This window comes from Amycolatopsis kentuckyensis, assembly GCF_041679295.1.
Taxonomy (GTDB): Bacteria; Actinomycetota; Actinomycetes; order Mycobacteriales; family Pseudonocardiaceae; genus Amycolatopsis; species Amycolatopsis kentuckyensis_A.
Window position 1 is genome coordinate 45643 of record NZ_JBGDMD010000019.1, and the last position, 26036, is coordinate 71678.

A 26036-nucleotide genomic window follows, 5' to 3' on the forward strand; every position below is an offset into this window, starting at 1 on the left:
ATGGCTCAGTGGGGTTCGCTCCCCGGCAGCGAGGTCGTCCTCGTCCCCGGGGAAGACTCCTCGCCGGCCTGCTTGCGGGGACCGCCAGCTCCCCGAGATTCCCCGGTCTCCCCGTCGTCCCCGGCCGGGACGGGGATCGGGGAATCCCCGCCTTGACCTGCTGTTCCCCGGGCTTTCCCCGCTTCCTCGGCTTGCTTGCGCTTGACGCGGACCGTCTCCCTGTTCCTGCCGAGGAGGTCGGCGATCTGCTGCTTCCCGAGGCCCGCGGCGACGGCGTAAGCCACCGCGGCGGGCTCGTCCTCGCGGGCCTGGCGGATGGCTTCCAGCCACTCCCGGGCGGCCACGGGATCGGGCGGGGAAGGGCGGGAATTCCGGGGAGAGGCGTCGCGTGGCACGGGCGCATCATGCCAGATTCCCTGGCGCTCAGCCGCGGCGAGAATGCCAGAAAATCTGGCATGAAACCCTGGCCATCTGATCCACTCGTATGCCAGATTTTCTGGCATGACTTCGTCCCTGATCGATGCGTCCGGCGCCGAGCAGCCGGCTCTGTGGGAGGTCGCCGAACTCCCCGCGGCCCCGGCGCCCACCGAACAGCACGTCACCCGATCCGCGTGGCCGGCCTACCGCGCGCTCTACCTGATCGGCCGCGGCCACCTCGTGCTCAGGGTCAACATCTTCACCGGCCGCGCCCATCTCCAGGACCCGCAATGCGACCTGTCCGACACCCGCAAGCGCACCGACCGCGTCGACGGTTTCTTCGGCCGCACCGAGGAGCGCGCCGCCCGCGCCTTCGCCGCGAACAAGCAGTACGTCGTCTTCGACCACATGAGGAACCACCGCTTTGGGAAGGTGTGGCTCCGCGGCCGCCGGCTCAAGCTCACCCCGGCCGGGGAGCAGCTGCTGGCCCGCTGGGCGCGACTGCAAGACCCCGCTCGCATCGCCGATGACCGCTTCGACGCCGCGGTAGCCGCGCTCGACGTGACCTACCCCCGCAAGAGCACCCGCAGCGGCACCGGCGCACGAGTCATCGACCTGGATTCCCGGCGGAGACGACCGTGAACGTCGCCACCGACCTCTACCTGGGCATCTCCGAGCCCAGCCAGCTCATCGCGCCGGTCCCGGTTTGCATCGCCCATCACCGCCTCCAGCGCACCACCTGGTGGATTCGCCGCGACCGGCCCGACCGCGGCCCGTACATGGTCGACTCCGGCGCCTACTCGGCGCTCGACGCCATCCCGGACGGCACGCCCCGCAACGAGCTGGAGGAACACGGCTACTGGCGCACCGACCCGCGCGAGTACGTCTCCGCCATCGCCGAGTACCACCACTGGATCGGGCCGCCGACGATGGTCGGCATCCAGGACTGGATGTGCGAGGACCACATCCTGGCGAAGACCGGCCTCACGGTCGGCGAGCACCAGGACCGCACCGTCGCCAACTACCTCGAGCTGACCGCCCGCTGGGACGAGTGGTTCCTGCGTTCGCTCGGGCCCTCGAAGTTCGTCCCCACGCTGCAGGGCGACACGCCTCAGGCGTACGTCGCGTGCATCGAGAAGTACCGCCGCGCCGGCGTCGACTTGCTCGCCGGACCGGTCGGCGTGGGCTCCCTCTGCCGACGCCAGTCCACGCGCGAGATCATCGCGATCATCTCGGCGATCGTCGCCGCGGTGCCCGGTATCGACATCCACGCCTACGGCGTAAAGACCCTCGGGATCCGCCGCGTCGGCCACCTCATCAAGACCTCAGACACCGAGTCGTGGTCGGTCGATGCCCGCTACAGCGACCCGCTTCCCGCGTGCGTCGGCACGCACCAGAAGTGCACCTCCTGCCTCGACTACGCCCTGTTGTGGCGGGACCGTCTGATCCACTCCTTCCGCTCGCCGGAGCCCACCGGCGGCCAGCTGGACCTGTTCGGGGAGGAGTTCGCGGCGTGAAGACCGTCAACGGCATCCGCTGGACCCCGCACGGTCCGGCCCGCGACACCGAGCGGGACAACCCGCGCACCCGCCGCTGCCCGGCCTGCGGCGCCGCGCCGATGGAAGCGTGCTTCCGGCTCCGCCGCGGCGGCCGGCAGACCCTCACCGACTACCACGACGCCCGCAAGCAGCTCGCCGCCGAGGCCGCGCCGGTCGCCCCGGCCAGCGACCTCGCCGGGCGCCGCGTGGCCGCACTGGTCAGGCTCGAAGCCGCCATGGTGGCCGCCCGGCGGCGGGCAGCGCGGTTCTCTCCCGATCAACGCGCCTACCAGGCGTGGGCTGCGGGCGACGTCGTGCCGCACCGCATCACCCAGGCCCTGGACCTGCGCGGCCTCTACGGGCCCGAGGTCGACGAGGCGTGTGGCGTCGCCGAGCCGCAGGTGGACATGTGGGAGGCCGGTGAGCTGTACCCGGCGTGGGAGGCGCTGGTCCTGCTCGCCGAGCTGACCGACTTCCCCGTCGAGTTCTTCACCCTCGCCTGCGGCCAGCCGCTGCTGCGCGCCGCCGAGACCTCGCTGGTCCACCACATCCGGAACCTGCCGCCCGACGACGAGCCGGTGCTGGAGTTCCTGCCCTCCGCCGTCGCCGCCGCCGTTCCGGCCCAGGAGATCCCGTGATCACCGACCTGCAGCGGTACGTGCGCCGCTGCCTCTACGCCCTGTTCAACGGTCGCGCCACCAACCGCGACCGCTCGCTCAACCAGCAAAGGAACCGACGATGACCTACGCACCCGCGCCCACCGCCACCGAACGCACCCTGGTCGACATCATCACCAGCACGCTGCGCGGCGACGAGAGGATCATGGCCGCGGTCGACGACTTCGTGCTGCCGCAGCTCCGCGGACTGGTCGAGCGCGCCGGCTACGACAACGGTGAGCCGGACCCGGCCACCGGGATCATGGCCGAGGCGCTCACTCAGACCGCCGTCACGATCGCCGAAGCGCTGATCGCCCACGGCGTGCACGTCATCCCCGGCGGCTTCAAGCCCGGCCAGCGCGTCAAGGTCGGGGCGAACTTCGGCGACGTCGTCGAGCCCGCCAGTACCGTGCGCGTGAAGCTCGACAGTCGCCCGTGGATGCCGCTCGACGTCCGCCCGGACGTCGTCGTGCCCGTCGACGAGCAGGCGGTGCAGGCGTGATCGACGGCAAGCACTCGCAGCACCGCGTCCTCGGCGAGGTCTTCACCGCGGTCACCGCGCAGGACCGGGCCGCGGCCGCCGCTGGCCTCGGTTCGCTCCCGGACGGCACTGGCCGACCGCTCGACCGTCACGCCGCGACGAAGGCGGCCGAGCTCGTCGACGTCGACACGGCCGGCGGCCGCCTCTCCCACCGCGCCGAGCTGATGAAGCACGTCACCGGGGCCCTGGCCGAGCTCGACCCGGTTGCCCTGCGCAAGGAGCTGCTGGAGATCAGCGCGTACGCCGCGCGGTGGGCCCTCGCGATCGACGACCGGCTCGCCGGGCCGCGCCTGGCCCTCGCGCCGGAACCGACGCTGTTCGCTCCGGAGGCGACGTGACCGGCGACAGCGACTGCCTGAGCTACGAGCGGCTGGTCGAGATGATCGAGTCGTTCCCGCCCCCGCCCAAGCCGATCCGGCTCACTCGGCGCCAGATGGACGCACTCCCGAAGGCGACGCCGAAGCCGGAGCGCTACGGCGTGCTGAGCGCGGACCTGTTCGGCATCCCGGTGCACCGGGTCGACCGGGTCGAAGACTCGACGCCGTACCAGCTAGAGCACCCGGGCGAGCCGGCCAGCATCGACGAGCGGCACGCCGAGATCCGGCGCGCGGCCGCGGCCACGCTGCTCGGCGACGACGGGCAGCGTCTCCTCGAGGAGGACGCGGTCCTGGCCATGACCTTCAAGCAGGCCACGGGGATGCTCGCCTCCGCCGAAGACGCGATGTGCGAACTCGACATCCCGCCGGACGTCCGGACCGCGGTTCTCTCCGGAATGCTGCTCGGCCCGGCCGCAGCCGAGTACAGCGGGCTCAGCATCGTCGCGGCCGCCGCCGCGCGGGCCCTCGCTCGGCGCAAGGCGATCGACCAGCTGACCAGGACTGCGTTCCGCGTCGCGCCGATGGGCTTGTCGGCGCTGGTGTCGGTGAGCGCCCCGTGACCGAGTACGAGCGGTACCTGCGACGCGTCGCCCTCTACCACCACGAGCGCCCCGCCCAGGCCGAAGGCCAGGCCGCGTTCAACCAGCTGGTGCGGGAGCGCCCCGACATCGCCGACGAGATCCGCGGCGGCGAGCTGGACCCGTTCCACGACGACGAACGCCTGCCGGCCTTCCTTGACCACCTCGCGGCGCGGATGACCCGCACCGTCCACTTCGCCCCGCACCCAGGAGAGAACTGGCCATGAGCAGCTGGACCACCGGGGATCCCGAGCCCGGCCCGGCCGTCGACGTCCTCATCGACACCCTCCCGTCGAAGAACCCGTACTTGGCCCGCGTCGAGGGAGGCGGCTGGGTCTGGACCAACAGCCTCGCCGAGATCAGCAGCCCGGTGAAGCCGCGCCGCCCGAACCCGCTGCGCTGGGACTTCGCGATCTCCGCAGACGGCGCTGTGTCGTGCGAAGTTCGGATGCTCACCGCGGCCGAGCGGTCCCAGTGGGAGATCAGCTGAGCGCCGAGTCACCCTGGGGACCTGCGAAAAGCTGCTAAAGTACGGGCCTGCGCGACGGCATACCTGTACCCACAGGCCGCTCGCGCCGAGGCCGGCACCGTCCCGCCCGCCTCCCCGAAACCCCGCGAATTAGGCCCGAGACGCATTCCGTCTCGGGCCTAATTCATTTAAGAACAGACGTCGATAATTGCTTATTGACATCTGATGTTGGGGCAGAATAGCGTTTCGGTATCCCCAAAAAAAGCTATCAATAAAGCGTGCGTTGGCGGGAATTTTCGATCTTTGCCAAGAGCGCTAGGGGAACCGTCATGTCAGAAACGAGGGAGAAATGACCGCAACGCTCGACGCCCCGGTCAGCACACCGACCGGTGCCGGGACGTCGCTCGACAAGGCCACCGCCGAGCTGGAACGCCTGCTCAAGGCCGTCCCGACCGAGACCCCGACCGGCGCGGTGCCGTGGCCCATGGTTCTGGTCGAGGGCGAGGAGAAGGCCGGGAAGTCCTGGGTGCTCGCCGAGTTCACCGGCAGCGAAAAGGTGGGCCGGGCGTTCTGGCTCGAATTCGGGTTCGAGGGAACCGCGCACCAGTACGGCGCGGTTCCCGGTGCGAACTACGAAATCGTGCCGTTCGCCAACTTGGCCGACTTCATGGAGAAGCTGTCGTGGCTGCGCCGTGTCGGCCTGGCCGCCCGCGCAGCCGGCGAGCCGCCGATCGTCGTGTGCATCGACTCGATGTCGGGGGAGTGGCGCAGCCTCGGCGCGCTGGCGAAGTGGCGGGCCCGGCAGTCCAAGAAGAACCAGGCCATCCTCCGCCGTGACCCGAACGCCGAGATCAACGCCGGGCCGAACTACTGGAACCCGGTCATCGACAAGCACTACGAGATCCTGAACCTGCTCGCCGCGATCCCCGGCATCGTCGTCTACACCGCCCGCGGCCGCGACGTCGCCGCGATGGGCGACGACGGGAACCCCACCGGGGAGAAGATCTGGAGCACGCAGGCGCAGAAGGACCTGGCGTTCGACTCGACGGCCGTCCTGCGCGTCCGGCGCAGCACCAGCGGCCGGCGCCCGAAGGTCGAGGTCGTCGGCTGCCGATCGGTGTTCGCGGGCATCCAGTCCGACGAGGAAGCCGTTGCCACCCCGGCGAGCCAGAACCCGCTGGAGTGGCTGATCTTCGACTACATGAAGTGCGACCCGGACAAGGCGTACTGCCGGGAAGTACGTCGCGACGGCGCGGACGAGGACCGCGAGGAGGAAAACCGTCGCCTGGCCGAGCGCGACGCCCGCGCCCAGGGCGTCGGCCGCCCGCCGGAGCCCGCCGAGCAGCGCGACCAACGCCAGGAACGCCGCGTTGCCCGCGTGCGGGCCGACACGCCGCCTCCGACGCCCCAGGGTGGCACGGCGACCAAGGGGAAGCCGGTCGAGAGCATGACGTCCGAGCAGCTGCGCGCGGCCATTGGCGCCGGCCTGACCCACTTGGAAGTCATGGACCGGACCGCTCAGCGACTGCTGTTGTCCGATGTGGTCAAACGCCGGGTCCCCGGCGTGAACGACCTGATGCCCATCGGGGACCTGCGGACGATCCTGACAGAGCTGCGCAACTACAGCGCGATGCCCGAGAGTGAGCGCCGCGAGGTGATCGCCGCGGCGATCGAGCAGGCGACGCAAGACGAGGCGCGCGCCGACGAGGAAGCCTCCGGTGAGCAGCAGTAAGTGGGCATGGCCGGTGCCCGCCGCGATTCAGCGGCGGGCACCGGCCCCGGCCGGGGCGGCACCCAGCGTGGCCCCGGACGCCGACCCGTGGGCAGCGTTCGACATGTCCGAAAAGGACGCTGAGCGGATCGGTCTGGCGCCCGTGCGGGAGCACGGAAGCCCGGCCGCGCGTGCCCGGTGGCTGCTGATCTACCGGCCACTCACGGCGTTCGAGGAGTGGGAGAGCGCCCGGCTCTACCTCGAGGGCACACAGGACGGCGAGGTGCCGGGCTGGGAGCGCAAGGCGGTGCAGGAGCTGTTCGACGAGCTGAGCAAGCACTTCGAGCCGCGCGGCGGGTACTTCGCCTTCCTCGCCCGTCACGGTCTGTGATGTGACAACCGCCTATGGCCGTGAATGCAGCGCAAAATGCAGAGTCGAACTCTATTCATCGCCGAACAGGGCTGCGGCGTTACTGTGAAATTCGCGGGGCTAGTGCAAATGCTCTAGAACGACTAGGCCACGCATTCTCTGTAACCAGAGGTGATCACTTCGGTACCGCAGGTGATCATGAGTGCAACGTGTGCGAGTGGTCACTGTGGACGGTGACAAGCCTTGTCTACCTGCGGTTTCTCTTGATCAAGCTACCGGGCGGTAGTGACGCGTTGTCGCTGGTAAGTGACGGCGAGGAGGGAGGCGTTACAGGTTTTGGCCCAGAAGTTCCGGCGGAATTCGTCACCCGAATGGCGGCTGACGAGTATTCTAGGAGACCACAGTGTTACGGCCCCGTTATTCCACGAAGACGATTACTCACATAGATTTCGTTGAGTAAGCAAGTCTCGGGTTCCCGGCGGGAGCCCCGGAAGTGGGTCAGCACCCCACCCCCGGGGCCGAGACGGTCCAGGACCGCCTCACCGCCCGAGGACTCGTTCCAACACAGACGAGCACCAAGGGGGCCAGCGTGGATCGTACCCACGGCACGCCGAAGCGAAGCCGATACGACGATCACATCTCCGGACTAGCGCCGTAGAGAGCCGACGAACGTCGGATAACCCGCACTCGCGCGGGTTTCTAGCCCCCGCCAGCTGACAACCCAGCCGGGCAGGGGGTTCCTCCAGCTCACGACGCCCAGCACGTCGCCGCGGTCCACTCCTACGGGCACCTGCCCGGACCGCGCGCCGTCGCCGCGTCGCGAGTTCCGGCACAGCTCGAGCTGCCCGCACACGCGCGCTTCCTCCTGCCTGCCGGGTCATCGTCCGCACGCTCGCTGTCCCATCGCGCGCGCGGACCTACATCCGGAGCACGACCTTGTTCGAAACGCACGACCCCGACACCGAGATGGCCATCCGCCACGGTCGGGGATTCCCCTACACGACGGTCGGCCAGTGGGTTCTCCTTGCCGATCTCCCGTCACAGTCGAAGACGCTCTACGCCTTGTTACGGATGCACGTGAACGGGCAACGCGGCGACGACACCTGCTGGCCCACGCAGGCCACCCTCGCCGGCCTGATGGGACTGAAAAAGGCCACCGACGTCGGCAAGTACACCAAGCCGCTGGTGGAGCTCGGCGCCGTCGAGATCGAGGTGGTCCGCTGGGGCCCGAACCGCATGTACAAGCGGCACATCTACACCGTCCACGAGGCCCCGCCCGTCACCTTCACCGGCCACGCCTCCCTGACCAGCTTCTACGCCGCGAACGCGCAGGTCAGGCCGGACATCCCTTCCAAGGGAGGTCCGGTGACCCGCTCCACGGGAGGTCCGGTCACCCCTCCTGAGGGAGGTCCCGACCTCCCTCAGGAGGGAGATCAACTACCCGAAGTACTAACTACCCGAACAGAAGAACAACCCGAACCGAAGAACGGAGGCGCTGCCGCGCCGCTTCCGGTCCTCGGTCGCTCCGCTCCCTGCGGTCCGGGTCGGCTTGCCCTCGAAAATCGTGGTCACCGAATCAGTGGTCAACTCGAAACTCAGGCCGTGGAGGTAACTCACCACACGCGCGGGCGCGCGCGCGAGCTGCCGGTTCGCCGCCAGAGGCTCATCACGGACCTCGCCGAGCTGCCCCCGGCCCTTCACCCCGAAAACGACGCCCCGTTCCTCCAGGGGCCCGTTCAGGCGGGAGCAACAGCGCGATGAGCACGACTGCCAAGTGGGAACCGGCCGACGCCGAGAAGACGCACCGCACGCCGCAGATCGGCGACACCATCGCGTGGGACCGTCGCGTGTGGATCGTCCAGGCCATCACCCCGGTCCCGGCCGAGGAGTGGCGAGAGTCCGACCACGCCATGGTCGACGTCCACGGACCCGACGCCACACCGAGCCTCATCACGATCAGGCCGGCCACCGGCGACGGCGAAGGCGTCCGCCTGCGCACCTGGGCCGGAGTCGTCGCCTGGTGGATCTACCCGCACGGGCACTACGCGGTGTGCGGCTGCTGCCACGAGCCGATGCCCTGCCTCGCTCAGGAAGCCGACCGGGCCGCGGAACTCGCCTACGCGCGCGCCCTGCGGTTCGCCGAGCCGGGCTGCTGCCCCGAGTGCGGGGACGTCGTCACCGCCAACCAGCGGCCCATCCAGTTCCCCGAGAACCGGGTGTGGCCCCTCGGCCCCGCCCCGGTTTTCCACGGAAACCGTCGCGCCTGCCGGCTTGCCGCCGAGCACTACGCGCGCGACACCGCCACCAGCGCCAGCCCGAAGGGAGCCCACCAGCGATGAACACCCCCACCACGACCGACGCCGCCGCCCTCACCGGAAGCCGACACCTCGACCAGGTGCTCCCGCACGCCCAGCAGGTCATCGACCTGGTGCACCGCGGCGACGTCGACGGCATCGGGCTCGCACTGGCCGACGCCGACCGCGTCCTCCGGGGGGCCCTCAGGAACGACCGCGCCCCGGCCCCGGCCGGGATCGAGCTCGGCACCCGCGCCGTCCTCACGATCCTCGCCGGCCTGGTCCTCGAAGATCGCTCGCCCGCGGACCTGCTCGGCTGGCTCCAGGACCCCGCCGAGTACGAGCGGCTGCTCGACGCCGGCGTCGACGCCGGCGTCGCCCGCACCCTGTGCTCCCGCAAGCGGGAAGGAGTCGCAGCATGACGATCCCCCTGTTCGCCGCCGAGCCGGAGGCCCTGCTCGACGACTTCGCGATCGAGCTGGCCTGCGAAGGCGTCATCGACGTCGCCCGCCTCAACTCGGACGAGCGCGACGAGGTCGTGCGTCGTCTCGCCGCGACGGACCGCTACGCCGTCGACGTCGCCGCCCAGGCCGGCGTCAGCCGCCGCACCGTCGAGCGCGTCCGCGCCGAGCTGCGCCGCGAAGCGGCCGCGGTGACTACCCTGCCCGCCCGGCGCGCGAAAGACGTCCCGGCGGGCCAGCTGGGACTGCTGCGCGAGCTCGCCGCGACGTCGCTGGACGTCGCGGTGATCGCCGAGCGGACCGGCGTCCGGCGCCGCGTGGTCGAGGAGGTCCGCCGGGACCTGCGTCGCGAAGCCAGCGCGGCCGCGACCGCGGCCTGGTGGCGCGGCCTGCGCGCCGGGCGCGCCGCCCAGGTGGTCGCAGCGTGAACGCTCCGGACCCAAACCTGGGGCGCGTCTTCGAGATCGACGTGCCGCTCGTCATGCCCCCGCAGCCCAAGCGCCGCAGCGGCAAGGCCGTCAACCGCAGCTATCCGCCGAAGCTGTGCCCGTACAACCTCAACTGGAAGGTCCACTGGCGGAAACACCACGAGTACAAGCAGACGATCACCGACGGCGTGACGTGGCGAGCGAAAGCCGCCCGCATCCCGAAGGCCAAGTTCCTCACCGTCCAGTTGCACTGGGCGCCCGGCGACAACCGCAGCGCCGATACCGACAACCTCGCCGCCTCGGCGAAACCGGCCTACGACGCGCTTGCCCGCCCGACCCGCAAAACGACCGGCGCCGCGTGGGTGGGGCTGCAGCTGGTGCCCGACGACAGCCCGCAGCACATGCGCAAGCTCGAGCCCGTCATCCACCCAGGACCCCAGCACACCCGCCGGCTGTGGCTCACTGTCCAAATCGGATGCACCTGCTGCCCCGGCGGCGACCACCACCAGGAAGAGAACACGTGACCGGCGCGGCCTGAACGCCACAGGGCCCCGCCCCCGGCCTGGGGGAGCGGGGCCCTGTGGCGTTCGCCTGCGGTTACCTCCCGGAAGCGATCTTCTCGACGACGTCCCGGCGGTACACCGTGCGCTGGGAATCGCCGGCCTTGCCGATCACGTCCCGGCCGGGCAGCTCGCCGGCCCGGTGCATCCGCAAGACCTTCGTGACGTTGACGCCCAGGATCTCGCCGGCCTCGGAGCCCGTCACCAGGTCCGGGATGTCGTGGTCACGAGCTGGAGCGCTCGCGGTGATCTCCGCCGGGTCCAGCTGGTGCATGGTCGACTCCCGGAACACCAGCACGCTGCGCCCCTCCCCGGCGCCAAGGTCGCACTGGGCGCCGGGGATGCGGCCGAAGTGGAACCAGGTCAGGACTTCGCGCGGATTCATGCCCAGGATCTCCGCGGCGCCCTCCCGGGTCACCAGGTCCGGGATCTTCGGGTCGCGCATCGGATCGTCGCGGTCACCCGGCCCGCCGCCCTGCTCGACCAGCTGCCGCCGAAACAGCGTGTACCTGCCCAGCGAGACACCAGGAAGCTTCCCGGCCCGGTATCGCGCGTCGATCGCCGAGATCGACACCCCGCAATCCTCGGCGACCCACGCGGTGGTGACGAGCTCGGGTAGACGGGGGTCCGACTTCGGGTGGCTCGGCGTCAGGTTGCGCCGCAGCCGCTTGAGCGCGCTGTCGCGGAAGACCGCCAGGCGCGCGTTGACCTGGAAGCCGGGGAGCAGGCCGGCCCGGTACAGGTCCGACACCGTCGTTCGCGCAACGCCAGACTTGTCGGCGAGGCCGTGGATGTTCCACAGCTTCGGGATGCTCTCGTCGATGGCGCTCTCCGTCTGTGCCATACTCGGCTCACTCCTCTCAGGTTCCTCGGGTGTGTTGCTGACAACGTCACATTTTGGGGTTCGACAGGAGTCCGGGCCCGCCACCTTGTGGCGGGCCCGACCTGTCTCCGCGGCTGCGGAAACCTCCCGAATCAAGTTGCTTACGGCGAGGACGATACTACTTCGCCGGCCGATCCCGCTACCTGTCACCGGCAACGTGGCGGGGCCCGCGCGTAGCTTCCGCTCGTGTCACCGTGATCAAGGCGGTGACCTGCACGGCAGGGGGGTCCAAGGTGGGCAATCGCCGCTTCGACGCGGATGGCTTCCACGCAGCCCTCGACACCGTTCGCCTCGCCCGCGGCATGGGCTGGGTCGACGTCGCCAAGGCCACCGGCGTCTCCACTGCCCTGCTCAGCCGCATGAAGCACGGCGCCGCCCCGGCCGCGGACGGCCTCGCCGCCCTCTGCCGCTGGGGACGCCTCGACATCGCCCAGTACATCACCGGCGACGAGCCCGAACCCGGCGACGATGAGCTCGGCCAGGACCCCATCACCGTCGCGATGCTCGCCATCGGCCAGGACCGCACCCTCAGCCGTGCCGCGCGCACCGCGCTCACGACCGTGCTGCTCACCACCTACCAACAGCTGACCCTGATGACCGCGGCCGCGAAAGCTGGCGCCTGACCCGCAGGCCCCGGCGCGGTTCGCTCCCGAATGGACACCAGGGGTTCGCTCCCGTAGAGATTCGCTCCCGGGGCCCGGATCTTCGGCACCTCGTCGTGCAGCTGGAGACCCCTGCAGGGGTGGGGCTGGCCGGCAGGCGCCGACCTGTCAACCATCGGGTTGACCCCACGAGCCGAGAGCAAGTAATGTCCTCTCCGTCAGCAACACGCACGGGAGAGTGACATGCTCGAACCTCTACCGCCGATGTCCGAAGAGGACGCGGCGTGGATCCGCGACAAGGTGTGGCCCCGGAAACTCCGCGCCGCATACCGGCAGGCCGCCAAGCGCGGCGGCAACCTCAACGCCTGCCGGTGTCAGCTCGACACCAGCTGGCACTGCGAGAACGGGATGCACAAGCACTGCCACCCGGAGGACACCTGGGACTCGCCGGAAACCAAGATTCTCCGCGCGGACGGCGAAACCCCGGCGAAGCTCCCCGGCTTCGGCCAGTTCCACGACCGCTACACCGGCGAACTCCGCGACCGCTCCGACGTCCCCGTCTGGCTCGCCGACCGCGTCTGCAAATTCACCTGCAGCTGCGACTGCGTCGAGCACCACGAAGAGATCCCGTACGACCGGACGACCCTCAATCAGTACAAGGGCTACGCCATCGACGCCGACGAAGTGTTCGTCGACGGCCAGCCCAACGAAGTGCGGATCAAGGTCAACGGCGTCCGCGTCGCCTCCGCCTACGGCGCGATGTACTGGGAACCCCAGCGTTGGTTCTACGAAACCGTCAACGAGATCGCGGACAAGCTCGACCGCAGTTGCCTGCCCGAGCACTGGAAGCCACTGCGCGACCCCGAGGCCATGAAGACGATCCAGCAGGTCTCCCCGCCGGCCTGGCTACCCGAGGGGCCCAACGTCGGCGACGTCGTCGAGCACCCCGAGCACGGCCGGTGCGAAGTGCTCTGGGCGCACGACCGGCCCAAAGGGCGCCTCCTGGACCTGCACCTGATCTACGACCGCTCACGCCAGTCTCGCTACCGGCTGGACCACGTTCAGGTCGGCGTCGCCGCCGCCGACGTCGCCGTGCTGGAGCGCGCCCACCAGCCGCGGCCGCCGATGTCCGAAGAGGACGCGGCCTGGATCCGCGACACCGTGTGGCCCAAGCAGCTGCGCGCCGTCCACGCCAGCGCGCCGAAGTTCCACCTGCGATGCGCCTGCCAATACGGCGTCACCGGCCACTGCGCGAGCAACGACGGGCACGAGGAATGCCAGTTCGCCAAGCCGGATGCGACGCCGCAACGCAGCAGCGAAACCTGGATCACCCGCAAGGACGGGACCGTGATCAACGGCGCCGAGGTCTGGCTCGCCGACCGCGTGTGCCGCTGGTCCTGCCCCTGCGAGTGCGGGCACAAGCCGCCGAAGAAGAAGCGGAAGGCGAAGCGCCGCACCAGGCCGGCGCTCCCGGCGCCCAAGGTGGCCCAGGCTCCCGCGCCGAGGCCGAAAGCCAAAGTGGAGCAGCTTTCCCTGTTCGGTTAGGCCCCCTTGACCAGCGGAAACGCTACTAGTAACGTCCTCGCTGTCAGCAACGCACTACCGAAGTGAGGACACCGATGCGCCCCACCGCGCTAATGCTCCGCGTCCAGGCCCGCCGCGCCGAAGCCGAAGGTGACCACGCCGCCGCCACCGCGGCCGCCGACAAAGCCGTCGCACTCGCGACCGCGGTCGGCGGCCGCGAGAACCGGCAGCGCACCAACTTCTACCCGACCCCGCCCGAGCTCGCCGCCGAGCTGGCCGAGCTGCTGGCCGACAACGTCCGCAGCGACGGGCCGCTCCTGCTCGAACCGTCCGCCGGAAACGGCAACCTCGTGCGCGCCATGCAAGACGCGTTCCACCCGCGCAACTACCACATCACCGCGATCGAGCCGGAGCACGGCCTGGCCGATCACATCGACAAGCACTACCGCACCGACGTCAAGCGCATGACCTTCGAGAACTACGGCCCGCACGTGTACAGCCAGCCGGACGGCGCGACCCTCGCGTTCGACGGCGTGCTGATGAACCCGCCGTTCTCCGTTCCCGGCAACCGCACCATCTGGATCGACCACGTACGCAAAGCATGGGACTCGCTCGTCACCGGCGGCACGCTCGTCGCCGTCGTCCCCGGCGGCTTCACCTTCCGCGAGGACCGCAGACACCGCGAGATCCGCGCGCTCGTCGCCCAGCACGGCGGACACTACGACCTCCCGGACGACGCGTTCGCCATCTCCGGCACCTCCGTGCGCACCGTCGCCATCTGGGCCACCAAGCCGTAGCCGCACCCGATCGAGCCCTGGAGGGCCCGTGTCAACCGCCCTGTTGACACGGGCCATGCTTGTGCGTAACGTCCTCTCTGTCAGCAACATTCCACGGGAGGAACCCATGTCCGTCAGGAAAAAGCCTGTCACGACAAAACCCGTCACGATGCGACAGAACGGCTTGGTGCGCCACCGGCTCCGCTGCGCCGGCCTCGCCGCGCGCAAGGTGCAGACGCAGATGAGCGACGCCACCGTCATCACGACCATCGCCGCGCCGCGCACCGCGAACGCCGCCGAGTACCAGGACGTCTTGGACGACCTGCCCCGCCTGGACAAGCGCGTCACCGGCGACCGCCGGATCACCGCCGAGTACACCGAAAGCTACCTGCTGCTCACGGTTGCCTCCCGGCTCGCCGGATCCACGATCCCCCCGCTGAAGAGCATCCCCGGCGACGACCAGCAGCGAATCCCGCTCGACCTCGTCCGGCCCCTCGACGTGATCCAGCTGCCCGGCGTCGACGTCGACCCGCGGGGGATCTCCCGCGTCGTGGGCTGGAGCCCGCGCGGCCTCGTTCAGAACGTCTCGCTCGTGCGCGGCCGCTGGCGGATCTCCTGGATGCATGGCGCCCCCGACCTCGTCGAGCATGCCGCCCTGCCCTTCGGAGTCCGGCTGATCTCCCGCACGCACCACAGCCTCGGCTGAGCCTCTGCCTCCGAGTCCGGTCCCCGCGTACCTTCCTCGGCGCGGGGGCCTTCTCGTCTGTCAACTATAGAGTTGACACGCGAGATCTTCGCAAGTAATGTCCTCACTGTCAGCAACACGCACAGTGAGGAACCGCAATGCCTCTCTACGTCGTACCCACCGACCCCGGGCCCGACGCCCTCGGGCACATCGGCCCCATCAGTCACCCCGCAGACCCGGCCGCTGTCGAGGCGTTCGCTAGGGCCTACGAGACCAACGGCATCCCCTGCCTGGTCATCCCTGGCCGCATCGGAATCCCCGGAGACGCCGCGATCGCCGACTTCCAGGGCTTCCCCGCCGCGATCTACCGGGCCGGCTGCGCGCACTGGCCCGTGCACCGACTCGCGCGGCACGAACGCGTCGTCATCACCGGCCCCGGCGTGCCCGCCCACCTGCGGATCAACGTTCCTTGCGGCAAAACTCCGCCCGTCGTGCTCGACGGCGGCCCCCGCAATCTGCGTGCCCTGCCCGTCGACGAGCTCGGCCCGGGAAACCTCCCGTACGGCTTCGGCAACGCCTTCCTGTGGTCGCCCGACAGCCGCTGGTCGCAGATCGCCGGACAGTCTGGTCCCATCCCGCTCCACGACTACTCCGAACCCGCCTGACCAGTAGTGCCACTCGCGACGCCGGGCTCGGATCGGGTCTGGCGTCGCCGCGTTCCCAGCGGTGTCAACTCACGGGTTGACACCGTTCGGCGAGTGCTACTAATGTCCTCTCTGTCAGCAACGCACTAGCGAAGGAAATCCCGTGGTCGACATGGACAACAACACCCCCGCCGACGAAGCACAGGAAGCGGAAGCGTGGCGGCTCAACGAGCAGTGGGACCTCATCACCGCGGGCGGCACGGACTTCTTCCTCGGCGTCGCCCCGCACGCCGTCCCGTACCCGGACACCGCGGCGGGCGTCTGCTCCCACTGCCGTTACTGGGTCGAAACGCACGTCAGCCGGGACGGCGAGCCGATGAGCTTCGCCGACTACCACCGGCGCCTCCTTCTGCCGGAGCGGCCGGGCGGCCTGCTCCGCGGCTTCTACCTCGGCGAGCCCCGCGCCGAGCGGTACGCCGAGCTGATCCGCCGCAAGCGCAACGCCGCGACCTACGAGTACTTCGCCGAAAGCTCGAACTGGTCGGGCCAGCTGGTCTGGCGCGTCAAGCCCGGCGAGCAGGCCGGCGAGGTCACCTGGCTCCACTACCCGAACAGCCCCTGGGTGGAGACCCGGAACGCGCGAGAGGACATGGACCTGCTCGCCGGTGGGGTCCAGCCGATCGCCTACGCCGACCTGCCCGCCCACGTCAAGTAGCCCAGCCACCCCGCGCGCCAGGAGATCCCCCGCCATGTCCACGAAGACCACCACCCGCCCGGCCGAGATGTTCGAACTCGGCAAGGTCCACCCCGGCGAAGCCGTCGCCCTGTTCGACATCGTGCTCACCGACCAGGCCGACGCCGCGGGCCGCATGGGGCTCGACGTCCAGGCCATCCAGCTCGAGCCGATGCCGTGCACCCCGCCGCCCAGCCCGCTCGACGTCGACGCCGCGCGGAACGCTCCCGCCGCCGCTCCCGAGGGGTCCGCTCCCGTCGAGGCCGGCCAGCCGGAGCCGGCTGTGGCCGCCGAGCCGGAGCTGACGTTCGAGGAGGCCGAGCAGAAGTACGACATCCAGATCGTGCACACCCCCGAAGACGGCACCCTCCTGTTCGGGTCCGTCAAGGGCGACGGCAGCTGGCAGGCGCTGCGCGACGCCGGGCACTACTGGAAGACCGCGCGCCGCAACTCCGGCCTGCCCGGCGGGACCCTGTACATCCACATGTCCCGCGACAAGCCGGCCAAGCACTACACCATCGAGAGGTCCGCCGAGGTCCTGCGCGCCGCCGGGTTCAGCGTGTGGGTGTCGGTCAACAACACCCCGCGCGACCACGCCCAGGCCGTCGCCGACCGGCGCGAGCGCCTGGAGGAACGCGCCGAACGGCTCGAAGAACGGGCCGAACGGCACCTGTCCACGGCGGACAGCTACCGCGCGCGGCATGACCAGCTGTCCGAGCGGTTCGACATGGGCCAGCCGATTCTCGTGGGTCACCACTCCGAGCGGAGCGCCCGCAAGGCGCAGGAGCGGATGCACACCGCGATGCGGAAGGAGGTCGAGGCGCTGGACAAGGCCGGGTACGCCGCCCGCGCGGCCGCCGTCACCCAGGCCAACCTCGCCGTCGAGCACGAGTCGCCCGCGAAGATCCAGCGGAAGATCGACAAGCTGGAGGCCGACCTGCGCAGCATCCGGCGCGAACTCGACGGCTACACCCGGCGGCACCTCGGCGCCGACGGCAAGACCGTCTACATGGTCTCGGAGAGCAAGCCCGCGACCGGCAAGTACCGGGAAAACCTCCTGGAGCGGGTCCCGTACATCGAGCAGGAGCTGGAGTACGACCGCCAGCGGTTGGCCGCCTCGAAGGCCTCCGGCAAGTTCGCGATAGCGGACCGCGACGCCATGAAGCCTGGCCAGATGCTCCGCTACTGGGGCGGCTGGAGCCCCATCGTCCGGGTGAACAAGAAGACCGTGACGGTTCGCTCCGAGTACGGATGGACCAACACGGTGCAGATCGAGCAGGCCACGCAGGTCCGGGAAGCCACCCCGGAAGAGGCCGAGCACTGGGCGAAGGTCGAGGCCGACCACAAGGCCCGCGTCGCCCAGCAGAAGGCCGAGAAGAAGAAGCGCGACGAGGAGTGGGCCGCCGCGAAGGCCGCCCGGGAGAAGGAAGACGCCGAGCGCGCCGCCGCTACCAAGGCCCGCATCGAGGCCCTCCGCGCGGAGCGCGCGGCGGCCGCCGCCGAGTGACCGCCCGCCGGCCTCGCCCCACCCGGGCGAGGCCGGCGCCCCTGCGTCCCCGCTGGCCGACCTTCGCCCCGCCCCCGGGCCCGTCACCCCGCAGCCGGCACAGGCCCGTCCTCGGCCGCGCAGGGCTCCGAAAAACTCGTGTCAACTCACTGGTTGACACCACCCCACGAGTGCAACTAATGTCCTCTCTGTCAGCAACACACGGCCGAACCGGGAGAACCCAATGACCAGCACCGACACCACCGCCACTGTCGAGTTCACCCGCAACGACATGGGCGACTACGTCGCGCAGACCGCGATCGGCGAGTTCTACCTGTTCCGGTCCGGCCGCATGTGGGACGTCGAGCTGAACGGCGAGGCGTGGGACCTCTTCGAGTCACGCGTTCACGCTCAGGAAGCCATCGTCGAGGAGGTCGAGCAGGCCGCCGCCAACGCCGCCGAGCGCGCCGACGTCGAGCCGGTCGCCGACGTCGCGCCGCAGCTGGCCCCGATGGTCTGGGAGTTCTACGACACCGGCGCGGCCTACAACGCGTCGCAGTCCAACGACTCCATTGAGGACGGCGCGGTCCTGGTCGCCGAGTCCGACAAGGTCGTCGGCATCCTCATCCAGGCGTGGCCCACCGCGATCACCACCGCCTACGGCGCGTTCCACGGCTACCTGACCGCCGCCGAGTTCGCCGGACTGGACGAGGAGCGCACCGAGCCGATCTACGCCGCCGCGTACGCCGTCGCCCTCGCCGAGGCCGAGAAGCGCGGGTGGACCGTCGCCACCGACGCGTTCACCGTGGACGCCGAGCCCGCCGCCGAGGAGCTGCCTGCCCCCGCTGCCGCGCCGGACGTCGCCGAGCTGGGCACCGCGCCGGAGCTGCTGCCCGCCCACGACGGCGGCCTGTTCGGACTCGCACTCACCGAAGGCACCCCCGAGACCGGCTTCGGGTTCGTCGCCACCGCCCCCGAGCCCGCGCTCGCCCTGTTCTGACCGGCCCAGGCCGGCCGGAGCGGGAGCTGACCCCGCCCGGCCGGCCTCCCACTCTCGACCACTCCCGAAGACCGGAGAGAAGCCATGCAGACCGCCATCGCTCCCGTGTGGACCCGCATCAGCGACACCGAGTACGTCACCCTCACTCCGCGGCAGGGGGAGACCCGCACCCTCGACGGCGACTGGGAGCCCTGCACCGAGTACAGCGTCGAGTACCGCCTGGCCAAGGTCGACGGCGTCTGGACGCTCGACCCGAAGGGAATCGACGACGAGCCGGAGCCGTTCCCGAGCCTCGAATCCGCGCAGGCGCACGTCGCTGACCTGGCGAATCATCTCGACGCGTAACCAGTGTCAACTGAGGGGTTGACAGCGAGGATGCGTGCAACTAACGTCCTCTCTGTCAGCAACGCACACCGAACACCGAGGGACACCAGCCATGGCCAAGACGCCGAACTTCACCAAGCTCACCGACGACCAGCTGTTCGCCAAGCTGGCCAACGCCAAGAGTGAAGCCGTCACGTCCGCCATCCTCGCCGAGATCGAGCGCCGCGAAGCCACCGAGGCCCGCATCGCCGAACTCGTCGCCCAGGGCTGGGAGTACCGCGACGCCTACGCCGACGCTCACGGACTCGACGCCGACCAGCTGGCCCAGGAAGAGCGCGCCGCGTTCGTCCGCGCCCAGAAACTGCCCGGGGAGACCCTGGAGCAGACCGTCGACCGCCTGTTCACCGAAGACGCTGACCGTCGCTTCGCGCAGGCCGAAACCGACTGCCGGGGCCACCTGCTCACCAAGGAAGCCCAGGCCGCCGGGGTCGACGCTCGCACGCTCTTCTGCGGCCCGGCGTCGCGGATCCGCAAGCACGCGTCCCCCGAGCTCAAGTCGTGGTTCTACGCGAACGGCCGGATCACCTGGCGCGAGTACATGGCCCACATGCTCGGCCGCGCCCGGGACATCGAGATGGCCAAGAACGTCGACCGCAACTACGGCGAGGCCGTCGCCGCCTGACCACCCGCGCCCCGGGCAGCCGGCCGGGGCCGCCCCGTCGTCCCGAAAGGACCCCAGCTGTGTCCGACCCCATCCGCGAACTCGACTTCCTCACCAAGGCCTACGGCCTGTGCGTCGCCGAACTCGGCGCCACGGAAGCCAGGAAGACCATCCGACGCGCGTTCGACGCGACGCGCGCACAGCAGATTCTCGACGCCTACGCCGCCCGCAAGTCGGACGCGATCGCCGAGGCTACGTACGACGCGGACAAGGAGGCGCTGGCCTGCCCGCACTGCACCGCCGTCGACAGGATCGTGGAAGTGGACGCGTGCGTGCGCCGAAACGCGGTCTGCGCCTCCGGCGACGGCGAGATCGGCGTCGACCTCCAGGACGTCCACATCGAGCACCAGCGATTCGAGTGCGACGCCTGCGGCCGCCCGGTCACCGTCCCGAGCCGCGGCGAGATCGCCTACTGCTGACCTCGCCCCTCGTTCCACCTGCGAGCTGAGGCCGGCGCCCGTCTCCGCCGCCTGATTGCCCGCTGAGCGACCTGCACCGCGGCCGCCGGCCTCCGCCCCGATTCGCCGCCAAGGACGCTCAGCGGGCCACCAGAACCCGTCAACTCATGGGTTGACACAACCCTGCGAGTGCTACTAACGTCCTCCCTGTCAGCAATACAGACCCGAAGGAGTCCCGATGAACTTCCCCGAGATCGCCCGCTTCGACCAGGACTTCGCGACCGGCCTCGCCATCTCCGGCGACTTCGACTTCTTCCAGCTCGACGGCATCCACTGCTCGATCACCACCGTCGACGGCTGGACGGTCGGGTTCGAGCTCGGCGGCCGCCGCGTGATCGTCGTCCACCCGGAGATGGCGGCCCCGCTGCACCTGCTCGCCGAGGGGGAGGCGCACGTCGCTCGCGAACTCGCGTTCCTCGCCATCGCGGCCCTGCGCTTCTCGGCCGACCCGGTCGCCACCGCCGTCGAGTGGATGCGCGCCCTTATTCGCCGCCACGGGCACACGACCGGCCTCGGCATGGCCCACCAGGCGCTCGGCACCGACCTCTACCGGGTGGCCTTCGACCAGTGGGAGGAGTCGGACGGCCCGGAGCTGTCCGCCGGTGCGCGCCGCCGCCACGTCTGACCAACCCGGGCGGCCGCCGAGCGACCAGCCGGCGGCCGCCGGGCCCGTCACTCCGCCACCCCCCGAAGGCCCCGCAGCGGGCCACCAGGCCCGAAAGGACACCGACGTGGAATCGACCACCACCACCGTGCAGATCTTCCGCACCACCTACACCAACGACGGCGAGACGATCGGCGAGGTCTTCGCCGTCCCGACGCACGGCCGCACCTTGCACCTCGCCTTCGCCCACGACTGGAACGGCGAAAGCCCCACGGGCGTCTACGACCCGATCTGCTGCGACACCTACTACGAGCAGGAGGCGGCGGCCGCCGAGATCGAGCGCCGCGCCCGGGAAGCCCAGGCGCCTACCAGTCTGCCCGACGTCCGCGAGCTGCCCCGCCACCTCGCCGACACTCTCAACTGGTGCCGCTCCTGGGGACGAGGGGTCGACATCCTGTGGGCCGCTGTCGGCGACGCGCTGATCGTATGCAACCCCGAGCCCCCGGGTGAGCAGCCCGCCCTTCTCGTCATCGACACGCCGCACGAACGGCGCCAGCTCCGCGCGCACGACGGCGACGTCGAGTCGGCCGCTCGGATGGTCGCGGCTGCGATCGTCCTCGCAAACGGGCGCGCGGACGAGGATCGCTCGGTGTCCGAGCACTACCTGCTGAGCCTGATGGCGGAGGACCTGATGCTCGGTGCACTGGGGCGCCAGGCCGTCGTCGAGCACTGGGGCTGATGCCACGCCTTGCAACTGACCAGTTGACACCCCCTGGCAGTGCGAGTAACGTCCTCTCCGTCAGCAACGCAAAGCCGAAGGGAACCCCGATGAACCTCCCCGAGATCGCAGCCCTTCCCATCGAACTCGCCGACCGCGCCGACTGGACCAACGAGTACGGCAGCTACCAGGGCGTGCACGTCGGCGACATCCTGATCGTCGCCACCGTCGCACCCTTCGGCAACGAGGAGCCGCTGCTCACAATCTGCCTCCCCGACGAAGGCCCCGTCAGCTTCACCGTCGACCTCGACGACATGAAGGACACCCTCCGCCTGGTCGCGGCCGCGCTCGTCCTGGCCGCCGAGCCGGTGTACGCCCTGCCCGAGATCGACGAGCTGCCCGAAGGCCTCGCCATCAACGTCGCGTGGGGCATCGCCGAGGGGGTCCTGCTCGCCCGTGTCGGCGAGACCGTCATCGCCTGCAACCCGGGCGACGACGCCTGCACCCCGAAGGTCCTCGTCGTCGAGAGCCCCAGCACCGGCCCGCAGGTCTTCCGGATCGCCGGTGACGCCATCGTCCCGGCCGCCCAGCTGGTCGTGTCCGCCCTGATGCTCGCCGCGCCCCCCGGGGTCGCCGAGGGTGCCGCCGTCCGCATTCCGCGTGCGTGCACCCGCCTGGCCGCCAAGCTCGTCGACGACGCGCTCGACGCGATCCAGCCGGAGAGGCGCCAGCTGCTCGTCAGCGAGTGAGCCACGCGCGGCCCCCGTCGAGCGACCAGTCCGGCGGGGGCCGCGTGCTGCCTGGTTTCCGGGGGAGTGGAGACCGCGGGCCTGGTCGCCCGCTGGCCGGCCTTCCCGCTTCCGCCGGCCTCTGTCCCGCCGAGTGGTCGAAGACCCGTCAGCGGGCCGTCGAGCGGCCGGAGATCCCATGTGCCCCTGGCGGGCGGTTGGGCCTTCATAGAGGGATGGGCCTTCACGGGGCGCGCCGGGTGCGCTGTCAACTGGTGGGTTGACAACCCTGCATGGTGCGAGTAATGTCCTCTCTGTCAGCAACGCACAACCGAAGGAACCCCCGATGCGCACGCACCTCGCCATCCCCGTCGCCGCCACGATCGCCGTGACCGCAGTCGTCATCACCCTCGCCATGCTCACCCCGCTCGGGGCCAACGTCATCAACTTCTACGCGCAGCTCCCGAGCACCATCGGCGGCTGGGGACTCGACGTGTGGAACGGGTTCCTCAACGGCCTTGACTACCTCGGCCACCTCGTCCACTTCTACGACGCGCCCGGCAACGCGGGCGTCCAGATCGCCGGTATCGGCGGCTACGAGTGGCGCGGCACCCCCGGCCTGTTCCTCTGCGACGGCCAGTGCTGACCGCCACCACGGACGTCCGCCCGGTCGTCGCTCGACTCGCCGAGCTCAACGACCGGGCCGGACGCCCCACCACCGGCCACCCGCTCGCCGCGCTCACCCGCGCCGAACAGGACGAGCACCACGACCTGCTCAACCAGCTGGTGTACCTGCACCCCGACGAGAGCAACCGGGCGCTGCTCGCCGAGTACGACCGGGGCCTCAGCTCGAGGTCGTTGCTCGACTACACCGCCGCCCTGCTCCACATCGCCCGACGCGCCATCCCCGCCCCTCGATGACCCCGTTCAGGGGCGCCGTCGCCCACCGAGGCCGGCGCCCCTGAACGGCCCCAGAACGCCCCCAGCCGCCCCGGCGGCACCAACCCGCCCGCCCGGCCGTGCAGACACGCCAGCGGGCCACCAGGCCCCCCGAAGGGACCCCAACGTGCACACCGACACCACCCGCCTGTACGAGGTGACCGGCGCCGACTTCGGCGGCTACCCCAAGATCTACGTCTCCGCCGGAGACTTCGCCGACCTCCACCACGTCGTCGAACAGCTCCACCCGGGAACCACCACCTTCCGCGCGCGCCGCCTACCCGCCGACGAAGCCCAGCGGCTGGCCGCCATCCCCGTCGAGTACGCCGCAGGCATCGAACGCACACCCCGAGACCAGAACGTCGAGATCGAGTACTCCGTCGACAACGACCAGTACGTCCTCGAACCCTTCCCGCTGTGGAAGGTCGCGGCCGCGCTCGGACACGCCGAGGGCGACGAGACGCCCATCGACATCGGCGCCCTGGTCGACAGCTACCACGACGTCACCGAACGGTGGGCCCAGCTGCTCCAGACCACCCGCCCCGCCAAGCGCGTGCACATCTACGACGCCTCCCTGACCGCCTGGTGACACCAACCGGCCCCGCCCAACCCCGGGCGGGGCCGGTCCTGCTTCGCCCAGGGCGGCCGAGGCCGGCACCGCCGGGCCTGCATCCCGGGCACCCCGGGAAGGCCGGCCAGCGGGCAATCAGGCCGCGGGCGTCTCGCCGGCCTCACGGTGGCGGGCCCACCTGCTCCACTCGGGACACCACCGCGCGCCGCGCGGCCAACCGTCCAAGGGGGACACCGTGACCAGCCTGCCCACCGACGACGCCCGGGAGCTGACGCTGCGCGCCGAGCTGGCCGCGCTCACCCCGAAGCTCGCCCGTCTGGCCGACGAGCACTGGCGCCGCGACGCCGCCTGCGCCGAGGTCGGGCCGGACGCGTTCTTCCCGAAGATGGGCGACGTCCGCCACGCCCACGCGGCCTCACGCCGGATCTGCACCGGCTGCTCGGTGCGCCCCGAGTGCTTCGCGTCCGCGTGGGCCGCAGACGAGCGGTTCGGCACGTGGGGCGGGGTGACGGCGGGGGAGCGGGAGAAGCTGCGCAAGAAGCGTCTCGCCGCCGAGGAGGCGGCCCGGGAGCGGCGCCAGGTCGTGCAGGCGACGGCCGCGCGCCTCGACGGCCAGGCAGCGCTCACCGAAGCGGCTGTCAACCGGGGGGTTGACAGCTGTGGCGAGCACGAGTAACGTCCTCCCTGTCAGCAACGCACGAGACCGGAGGAACCCATGGCCGCCAACACCAACACCGACAAGCCGCAGACCTGCACCGCCTGCTCCAGCAAGGCCACCACCGTCTACGCCGGTGACCCGATGTGCGCGCCGCACGCGCAGTCCCGGCAGGAGCTGGACGAGCGCCCCGACTTCCGCCTCTACGGCCCGGGTCCCCACCTCCGCTGACCGCCCGGGGTGGCCGTCAAACGGGCGGCCACCCCGGGGGCGGTCCCTGTCAACCGAAAGGTTGACAAGCAAAGCCGATGCGAGTAACGTCCTCTCCGTCAGCAACACACGAGAGACCACGGAGAACCCGTTGACCACACGCATCGACTTCCCCGCCGAGGGCCAATCCCGCAAGATCCGCGCCACCGCCTGGCGCCGACTCCGCCACATCGGCTTCCGCCGCACCTGGTGGCGCGGCCCCATTCGCCACCAGGCGAACCGCATCACCCTCGTCATCACCCGCGAGTACGCGCACGTCGACTTCCCCGACCAGGTCGCGCACACCGAGGCCAGCCGCCTCGCCGCCCTGAAATACCTCGACGGCTACGCCGTCCCCGAGATCGTCCGCGACGTCGTCAACGCGGTCTCGCTGCAGGAGAGCCGCAAGCGCGCCGGACTGCCGCCCCGCTAGCCGCACTGGGCCCGCGCACGGCCCAGGCCGGCGCGGGCCCACCCACACCACCCAACCGCCCACACCCCGGGAGCACCCCGTGAAAGACCACCCGAACACCGTCGCCAACCGGCGTGCCCACCTCGACCAGCTCGCCGACGACATCGCGGCCGCGCTCGCCCCGCACGGCTTCGCCGACCAGCCCCGCACCGACGACGACGCCCCCCGCTGCATTCAGCACGACGCCACCCGCACCACCATCGTCATCGACCTTTCCGGCGCGTCGCTCGGCTTCTACGTCGCTGGGCGCGGAACCACGTCCCGCCAGAACTTCCACCACATCCGCCTCGGCCACTCGACGCGCGGCCTGCCCCTGACGGCCCCGGACGTCGCGCCGATCGTGTTCCTCGCCCGCACCCTCGTCGCCGAGTTCACCGTCGAAGACGCCATCAAGGCCGACGCGCAGCACGGAGCCGTCGCATGAGCCGCGAGTACCTGGACTCGATCCGGGCGAGGACCGCCAGCCGGAAGCAGCTCGACACCCAGCTGACCCCGCTGCTCGCCGCGCGCGGCTTCACCCGCACGTACCACGACCCCACCGGCAACATCCGGTACACGCACCCGGCCAGCGACACCATCCTCGACCTCTGCCCGCCGTTCGGCATCTACCTGGCGTTCCCCGCCCAGGACGAACGCGCCAACCTCCACCTCGGCGAGATCGGGGAAGCCATCGGCGACGACGAGGCCCGCGCCATCGCCCACGTCACGACCGTGCTCCACCTGGCCGACGTCGTCCGCGAAACCCTCGGCCTTGACCTGGAAGAGGCCGTCCGGGACACGCTCGGCCTCGACGACCCGCACTGACCCGCCCGCCCAGCACCCCGGTTCCGCGCGCCCCTCGCGTGGCGGGACCGGGGTGCACCA

At 70.5% G+C, this 26036-nt stretch carries 39 protein-coding genes; 37 read left to right on the forward strand and 2 right to left on the reverse strand.

The window, feature by feature from the left end:
* Positions 1-5: 5 nt before the first annotated feature.
* Positions 6-395: a hypothetical protein gene (locus ACERZO_RS47540; RefSeq protein ID WP_372672604.1), complete on the reverse strand. Its 390-nt coding sequence runs from the start codon at positions 393-395 to the stop codon at positions 6-8.
* Positions 396-501: 106 nt separating this feature from the next.
* Here ACERZO_RS47540 and ACERZO_RS47545 point away from each other — a divergent pair, with 106 nt between their 5' ends.
* The 15 genes from ACERZO_RS47545 (at position 502) to ACERZO_RS47615 (ending at position 10364) form a co-directional block, all read left to right on the forward strand.
* Positions 502-1059, forward strand: a complete 558-nt coding sequence (locus tag ACERZO_RS47545) for a hypothetical protein (protein ID WP_372672606.1) — start codon at positions 502-504, stop codon at positions 1057-1059.
* Positions 1056-1934: a deazapurine DNA modification protein DpdA family protein gene (locus tag ACERZO_RS47550; protein ID WP_372672608.1), complete on the forward strand. Its 879-nt coding sequence runs from the start codon at positions 1056-1058 to the stop codon at positions 1932-1934. Before ACERZO_RS47545 ends, ACERZO_RS47550 begins: the two co-directional genes overlap by 4 nt.
* Positions 1931-2593, forward strand: a complete 663-nt coding sequence (locus ACERZO_RS47555) for a zinc finger domain-containing protein (protein WP_372672609.1) — start codon at positions 1931-1933, stop codon at positions 2591-2593. Before ACERZO_RS47550 ends, ACERZO_RS47555 begins: the two co-directional genes overlap by 4 nt.
* 100 nt (positions 2594-2693) lie before the next feature.
* Positions 2694-3113 carry a hypothetical protein gene (locus tag ACERZO_RS47560; RefSeq protein WP_372672610.1) on the forward strand — a complete coding sequence of 140 codons (420 nt, stop codon included), beginning with the start codon at positions 2694-2696 and terminating at the stop codon, positions 3111-3113.
* The gene (locus ACERZO_RS47565; protein ID WP_372672612.1) at positions 3110-3490 is read left to right on the forward strand and encodes a hypothetical protein; all 381 of its coding nucleotides are present in this window, start codon (positions 3110-3112) and stop codon (positions 3488-3490) included. Before ACERZO_RS47560 ends, ACERZO_RS47565 begins: the two co-directional genes overlap by 4 nt.
* On the forward strand, positions 3487-4089 hold the full coding sequence (locus ACERZO_RS47570) for a hypothetical protein (protein WP_372672613.1): 603 nt from the start codon (positions 3487-3489) through the stop codon (positions 4087-4089). Before ACERZO_RS47565 ends, ACERZO_RS47570 begins: the two co-directional genes overlap by 4 nt.
* Complete coding sequence (locus ACERZO_RS47575; protein ID WP_372672614.1) at positions 4086-4334, forward strand: hypothetical protein; 249 nt, start codon at positions 4086-4088, stop codon at positions 4332-4334. Before ACERZO_RS47570 ends, ACERZO_RS47575 begins: the two co-directional genes overlap by 4 nt.
* Complete coding sequence (locus ACERZO_RS47580; RefSeq protein ID WP_372672615.1) at positions 4331-4597, forward strand: hypothetical protein; 267 nt, start codon at positions 4331-4333, stop codon at positions 4595-4597. Before ACERZO_RS47575 ends, ACERZO_RS47580 begins: the two co-directional genes overlap by 4 nt.
* Positions 4598-4925: 328 nt before the next feature.
* A complete protein-coding gene (locus ACERZO_RS47585) occupies positions 4926-6308 on the forward strand; it encodes a hypothetical protein (RefSeq protein ID WP_372672616.1) in 1383 nt (460 codons plus the stop codon).
* Positions 6295-6678, forward strand: a complete 384-nt coding sequence (locus ACERZO_RS47590; RefSeq protein WP_372672617.1) for a hypothetical protein — start codon at positions 6295-6297, stop codon at positions 6676-6678. Before ACERZO_RS47585 ends, ACERZO_RS47590 begins: the two co-directional genes overlap by 14 nt.
* 915 nt (positions 6679-7593) lie before the next feature.
* Positions 7594-8418 (forward strand): hypothetical protein, encoded by an 825-nt coding sequence (locus ACERZO_RS47595; protein ID WP_372672618.1) that lies wholly within the window; start codon positions 7594-7596, stop codon positions 8416-8418.
* Positions 8415-8996, forward strand: a complete 582-nt coding sequence (locus tag ACERZO_RS47600; protein ID WP_372672619.1) for a hypothetical protein — start codon at positions 8415-8417, stop codon at positions 8994-8996. Before ACERZO_RS47595 ends, ACERZO_RS47600 begins: the two co-directional genes overlap by 4 nt.
* Positions 8993-9373: a hypothetical protein gene (locus tag ACERZO_RS47605; protein ID WP_372672620.1), complete on the forward strand. Its 381-nt coding sequence runs from the start codon at positions 8993-8995 to the stop codon at positions 9371-9373. The genes ACERZO_RS47600 and ACERZO_RS47605 overlap by 4 nt, the downstream gene beginning before the upstream one ends.
* Positions 9370-9840, forward strand: a complete 471-nt coding sequence (locus ACERZO_RS47610; RefSeq protein ID WP_372672621.1) for a hypothetical protein — start codon at positions 9370-9372, stop codon at positions 9838-9840. The genes ACERZO_RS47605 and ACERZO_RS47610 overlap by 4 nt, the downstream gene beginning before the upstream one ends.
* Complete coding sequence (locus ACERZO_RS47615; protein WP_372672622.1) at positions 9837-10364, forward strand: hypothetical protein; 528 nt, start codon at positions 9837-9839, stop codon at positions 10362-10364. The genes ACERZO_RS47610 and ACERZO_RS47615 overlap by 4 nt, the downstream gene beginning before the upstream one ends.
* Positions 10365-10437: 73 nt before the next feature.
* Here the strand turns inward: ACERZO_RS47615 and ACERZO_RS47620 are convergent, their stop codons facing one another.
* Complete coding sequence (locus tag ACERZO_RS47620; RefSeq protein WP_372672623.1) at positions 10438-11244, reverse strand: hypothetical protein; 807 nt, start codon at positions 11242-11244, stop codon at positions 10438-10440.
* Positions 11245-11477: 233 nt separating this feature from the next.
* On the opposite strand from ACERZO_RS47620, the gene ACERZO_RS47625 reads away from it, so the two are divergent.
* The 22 genes from ACERZO_RS47625 (at position 11478) to ACERZO_RS47730 (ending at position 25976) form a co-directional block, all read left to right on the forward strand.
* A complete protein-coding gene (locus ACERZO_RS47625; RefSeq protein ID WP_372672624.1) occupies positions 11478-11906 on the forward strand; it encodes a hypothetical protein in 429 nt (142 codons plus the stop codon).
* Between the two features lie 222 nt (positions 11907-12128).
* A complete protein-coding gene (locus ACERZO_RS47630; RefSeq protein ID WP_372672625.1) occupies positions 12129-13430 on the forward strand; it encodes a DUF6248 family natural product biosynthesis protein in 1302 nt (433 codons plus the stop codon).
* A 74-nt stretch (positions 13431-13504) separates the two neighbouring features.
* On the forward strand, positions 13505-14206 hold the full coding sequence (locus ACERZO_RS47635) for a hypothetical protein (RefSeq protein ID WP_372672626.1): 702 nt from the start codon (positions 13505-13507) through the stop codon (positions 14204-14206).
* A gap of 148 nt (positions 14207-14354) precedes the next feature.
* A complete protein-coding gene (locus tag ACERZO_RS47640) occupies positions 14355-14891 on the forward strand; it encodes a hypothetical protein (protein ID WP_372672627.1) in 537 nt (178 codons plus the stop codon).
* A 137-nt stretch (positions 14892-15028) separates the two neighbouring features.
* Positions 15029-15535 carry a hypothetical protein gene (locus ACERZO_RS47645; protein WP_372672628.1) on the forward strand — a complete coding sequence of 169 codons (507 nt, stop codon included), beginning with the start codon at positions 15029-15031 and terminating at the stop codon, positions 15533-15535.
* A 142-nt stretch (positions 15536-15677) separates the two neighbouring features.
* Positions 15678-16229: a hypothetical protein gene (locus ACERZO_RS47650; RefSeq protein WP_372672629.1), complete on the forward strand. Its 552-nt coding sequence runs from the start codon at positions 15678-15680 to the stop codon at positions 16227-16229.
* A 34-nt stretch (positions 16230-16263) separates the two neighbouring features.
* On the forward strand, positions 16264-17754 hold the full coding sequence (locus tag ACERZO_RS47655; protein WP_372672630.1) for a DUF3560 domain-containing protein: 1491 nt from the start codon (positions 16264-16266) through the stop codon (positions 17752-17754).
* A 223-nt stretch (positions 17755-17977) separates the two neighbouring features.
* Positions 17978-18733 carry a hypothetical protein gene (locus ACERZO_RS47660; RefSeq protein WP_372672631.1) on the forward strand — a complete coding sequence of 252 codons (756 nt, stop codon included), beginning with the start codon at positions 17978-17980 and terminating at the stop codon, positions 18731-18733.
* Positions 18734-18817: 84 nt separating this feature from the next.
* A complete protein-coding gene (locus ACERZO_RS47665; RefSeq protein WP_372672632.1) occupies positions 18818-19078 on the forward strand; it encodes a hypothetical protein in 261 nt (86 codons plus the stop codon).
* A gap of 91 nt (positions 19079-19169) precedes the next feature.
* Entirely contained in the window at positions 19170-19739 is a 570-nt protein-coding gene (locus ACERZO_RS47670; RefSeq protein ID WP_372672633.1) for a hypothetical protein, read from the forward strand.
* Positions 19740-19798: 59 nt separating this feature from the next.
* On the forward strand, positions 19799-20197 hold the full coding sequence (locus tag ACERZO_RS47675) for a hypothetical protein (protein WP_372672634.1): 399 nt from the start codon (positions 19799-19801) through the stop codon (positions 20195-20197).
* A 217-nt stretch (positions 20198-20414) separates the two neighbouring features.
* A complete protein-coding gene (locus ACERZO_RS47680) occupies positions 20415-20861 on the forward strand; it encodes a hypothetical protein (protein WP_372672635.1) in 447 nt (148 codons plus the stop codon).
* A 106-nt stretch (positions 20862-20967) separates the two neighbouring features.
* A complete protein-coding gene (locus ACERZO_RS47685) occupies positions 20968-21579 on the forward strand; it encodes a hypothetical protein (RefSeq protein ID WP_372672636.1) in 612 nt (203 codons plus the stop codon).
* 89 nt (positions 21580-21668) lie between these two features.
* Positions 21669-22307, forward strand: a complete 639-nt coding sequence (locus ACERZO_RS47690; protein WP_372672637.1) for a hypothetical protein — start codon at positions 21669-21671, stop codon at positions 22305-22307.
* 325 nt (positions 22308-22632) lie between these two features.
* Positions 22633-22932 (forward strand): hypothetical protein, encoded by a 300-nt coding sequence (locus ACERZO_RS47695; RefSeq protein ID WP_372672638.1) that lies wholly within the window; start codon positions 22633-22635, stop codon positions 22930-22932.
* Positions 22926-23207 carry a hypothetical protein gene (locus ACERZO_RS47700; protein WP_372672639.1) on the forward strand — a complete coding sequence of 94 codons (282 nt, stop codon included), beginning with the start codon at positions 22926-22928 and terminating at the stop codon, positions 23205-23207. The genes ACERZO_RS47695 and ACERZO_RS47700 overlap by 7 nt, the downstream gene beginning before the upstream one ends.
* A 145-nt stretch (positions 23208-23352) precedes the next feature.
* The gene (locus ACERZO_RS47705) at positions 23353-23814 is read left to right on the forward strand and encodes a hypothetical protein (protein ID WP_372672640.1); all 462 of its coding nucleotides are present in this window, start codon (positions 23353-23355) and stop codon (positions 23812-23814) included.
* A 217-nt stretch (positions 23815-24031) separates the two neighbouring features.
* Entirely contained in the window at positions 24032-24472 is a 441-nt protein-coding gene (locus ACERZO_RS47710; RefSeq protein WP_372672641.1) for a WhiB family transcriptional regulator, read from the forward strand.
* 39 nt (positions 24473-24511) lie between these two features.
* Positions 24512-24682, forward strand: coding sequence for a hypothetical protein (locus tag ACERZO_RS47715; protein WP_372672642.1), 171 nt, complete (start codon positions 24512-24514; stop codon positions 24680-24682).
* A gap of 130 nt (positions 24683-24812) precedes the next feature.
* The gene (locus ACERZO_RS47720) at positions 24813-25133 is read left to right on the forward strand and encodes a hypothetical protein (protein WP_372672643.1); all 321 of its coding nucleotides are present in this window, start codon (positions 24813-24815) and stop codon (positions 25131-25133) included.
* A 79-nt stretch (positions 25134-25212) separates the two neighbouring features.
* The gene (locus tag ACERZO_RS47725; protein ID WP_372672644.1) at positions 25213-25596 is read left to right on the forward strand and encodes a hypothetical protein; all 384 of its coding nucleotides are present in this window, start codon (positions 25213-25215) and stop codon (positions 25594-25596) included.
* Complete coding sequence (locus ACERZO_RS47730; protein WP_372672646.1) at positions 25593-25976, forward strand: hypothetical protein; 384 nt, start codon at positions 25593-25595, stop codon at positions 25974-25976. Before ACERZO_RS47725 ends, ACERZO_RS47730 begins: the two co-directional genes overlap by 4 nt.
* The last annotated feature ends 60 nt before the right edge of the window (positions 25977-26036 follow it).

What these genes read in the sequence shown, in the direction of transcription:
- ACERZO_RS47690 (WP_372672637.1), top strand. Translation starts at nt 21,669, where the DNA reads ATGAACCTCCCCGAGATCGCAGCCCTTCCCATCGAACTCGCCGACCGC.
- ACERZO_RS47605 (WP_372672620.1), top strand. Translation starts at nt 8,993, where the DNA reads ATGAACACCCCCACCACGACCGACGCCGCCGCCCTCACCGGAAGCCGA.
- ACERZO_RS47670 (WP_372672633.1), top strand. Translation starts at nt 19,170, where the DNA reads ATGGCCAAGACGCCGAACTTCACCAAGCTCACCGACGACCAGCTGTTC.
- ACERZO_RS47715 (WP_372672642.1), top strand. Translation starts at nt 24,512, where the DNA reads ATGGCCGCCAACACCAACACCGACAAGCCGCAGACCTGCACCGCCTGC.
- ACERZO_RS47620 (WP_372672623.1), bottom strand. Translation starts at nt 11,244, where the DNA reads ATGGCACAGACGGAGAGCGCCATCGACGAGAGCATCCCGAAGCTGTGG.
- ACERZO_RS47665 (WP_372672632.1), top strand. Translation starts at nt 18,818, where the DNA reads ATGCAGACCGCCATCGCTCCCGTGTGGACCCGCATCAGCGACACCGAG.
- ACERZO_RS47610 (WP_372672621.1), top strand. Translation starts at nt 9,370, where the DNA reads ATGACGATCCCCCTGTTCGCCGCCGAGCCGGAGGCCCTGCTCGACGAC.
- ACERZO_RS47585 (WP_372672616.1), top strand. Translation starts at nt 4,926, where the DNA reads ATGACCGCAACGCTCGACGCCCCGGTCAGCACACCGACCGGTGCCGGG.
- ACERZO_RS47660 (WP_372672631.1), top strand. Translation starts at nt 17,978, where the DNA reads ATGACCAGCACCGACACCACCGCCACTGTCGAGTTCACCCGCAACGAC.
- ACERZO_RS47680 (WP_372672635.1), top strand. Translation starts at nt 20,415, where the DNA reads ATGAACTTCCCCGAGATCGCCCGCTTCGACCAGGACTTCGCGACCGGC.
- ACERZO_RS47560 (WP_372672610.1), top strand. Translation starts at nt 2,694, where the DNA reads ATGACCTACGCACCCGCGCCCACCGCCACCGAACGCACCCTGGTCGAC.
- ACERZO_RS47730 (WP_372672646.1), top strand. Translation starts at nt 25,593, where the DNA reads ATGAGCCGCGAGTACCTGGACTCGATCCGGGCGAGGACCGCCAGCCGG.
- ACERZO_RS47580 (WP_372672615.1), top strand. Translation starts at nt 4,331, where the DNA reads ATGAGCAGCTGGACCACCGGGGATCCCGAGCCCGGCCCGGCCGTCGAC.
- ACERZO_RS47655 (WP_372672630.1), top strand. Translation starts at nt 16,264, where the DNA reads ATGTCCACGAAGACCACCACCCGCCCGGCCGAGATGTTCGAACTCGGC.
- ACERZO_RS47630 (WP_372672625.1), top strand. Translation starts at nt 12,129, where the DNA reads ATGCTCGAACCTCTACCGCCGATGTCCGAAGAGGACGCGGCGTGGATC.
- ACERZO_RS47645 (WP_372672628.1), top strand. Translation starts at nt 15,029, where the DNA reads ATGCCTCTCTACGTCGTACCCACCGACCCCGGGCCCGACGCCCTCGGG.
- ACERZO_RS47545 (WP_372672606.1), top strand. Translation starts at nt 502, where the DNA reads ATGACTTCGTCCCTGATCGATGCGTCCGGCGCCGAGCAGCCGGCTCTG.
- ACERZO_RS47695 (WP_372672638.1), top strand. Translation starts at nt 22,633, where the DNA reads ATGCGCACGCACCTCGCCATCCCCGTCGCCGCCACGATCGCCGTGACC.
- ACERZO_RS47600 (WP_372672619.1), top strand. Translation starts at nt 8,415, where the DNA reads ATGAGCACGACTGCCAAGTGGGAACCGGCCGACGCCGAGAAGACGCAC.
- ACERZO_RS47640 (WP_372672627.1), top strand. Translation starts at nt 14,355, where the DNA reads ATGCGACAGAACGGCTTGGTGCGCCACCGGCTCCGCTGCGCCGGCCTC.
- ACERZO_RS47635 (WP_372672626.1), top strand. Translation starts at nt 13,505, where the DNA reads ATGCGCCCCACCGCGCTAATGCTCCGCGTCCAGGCCCGCCGCGCCGAA.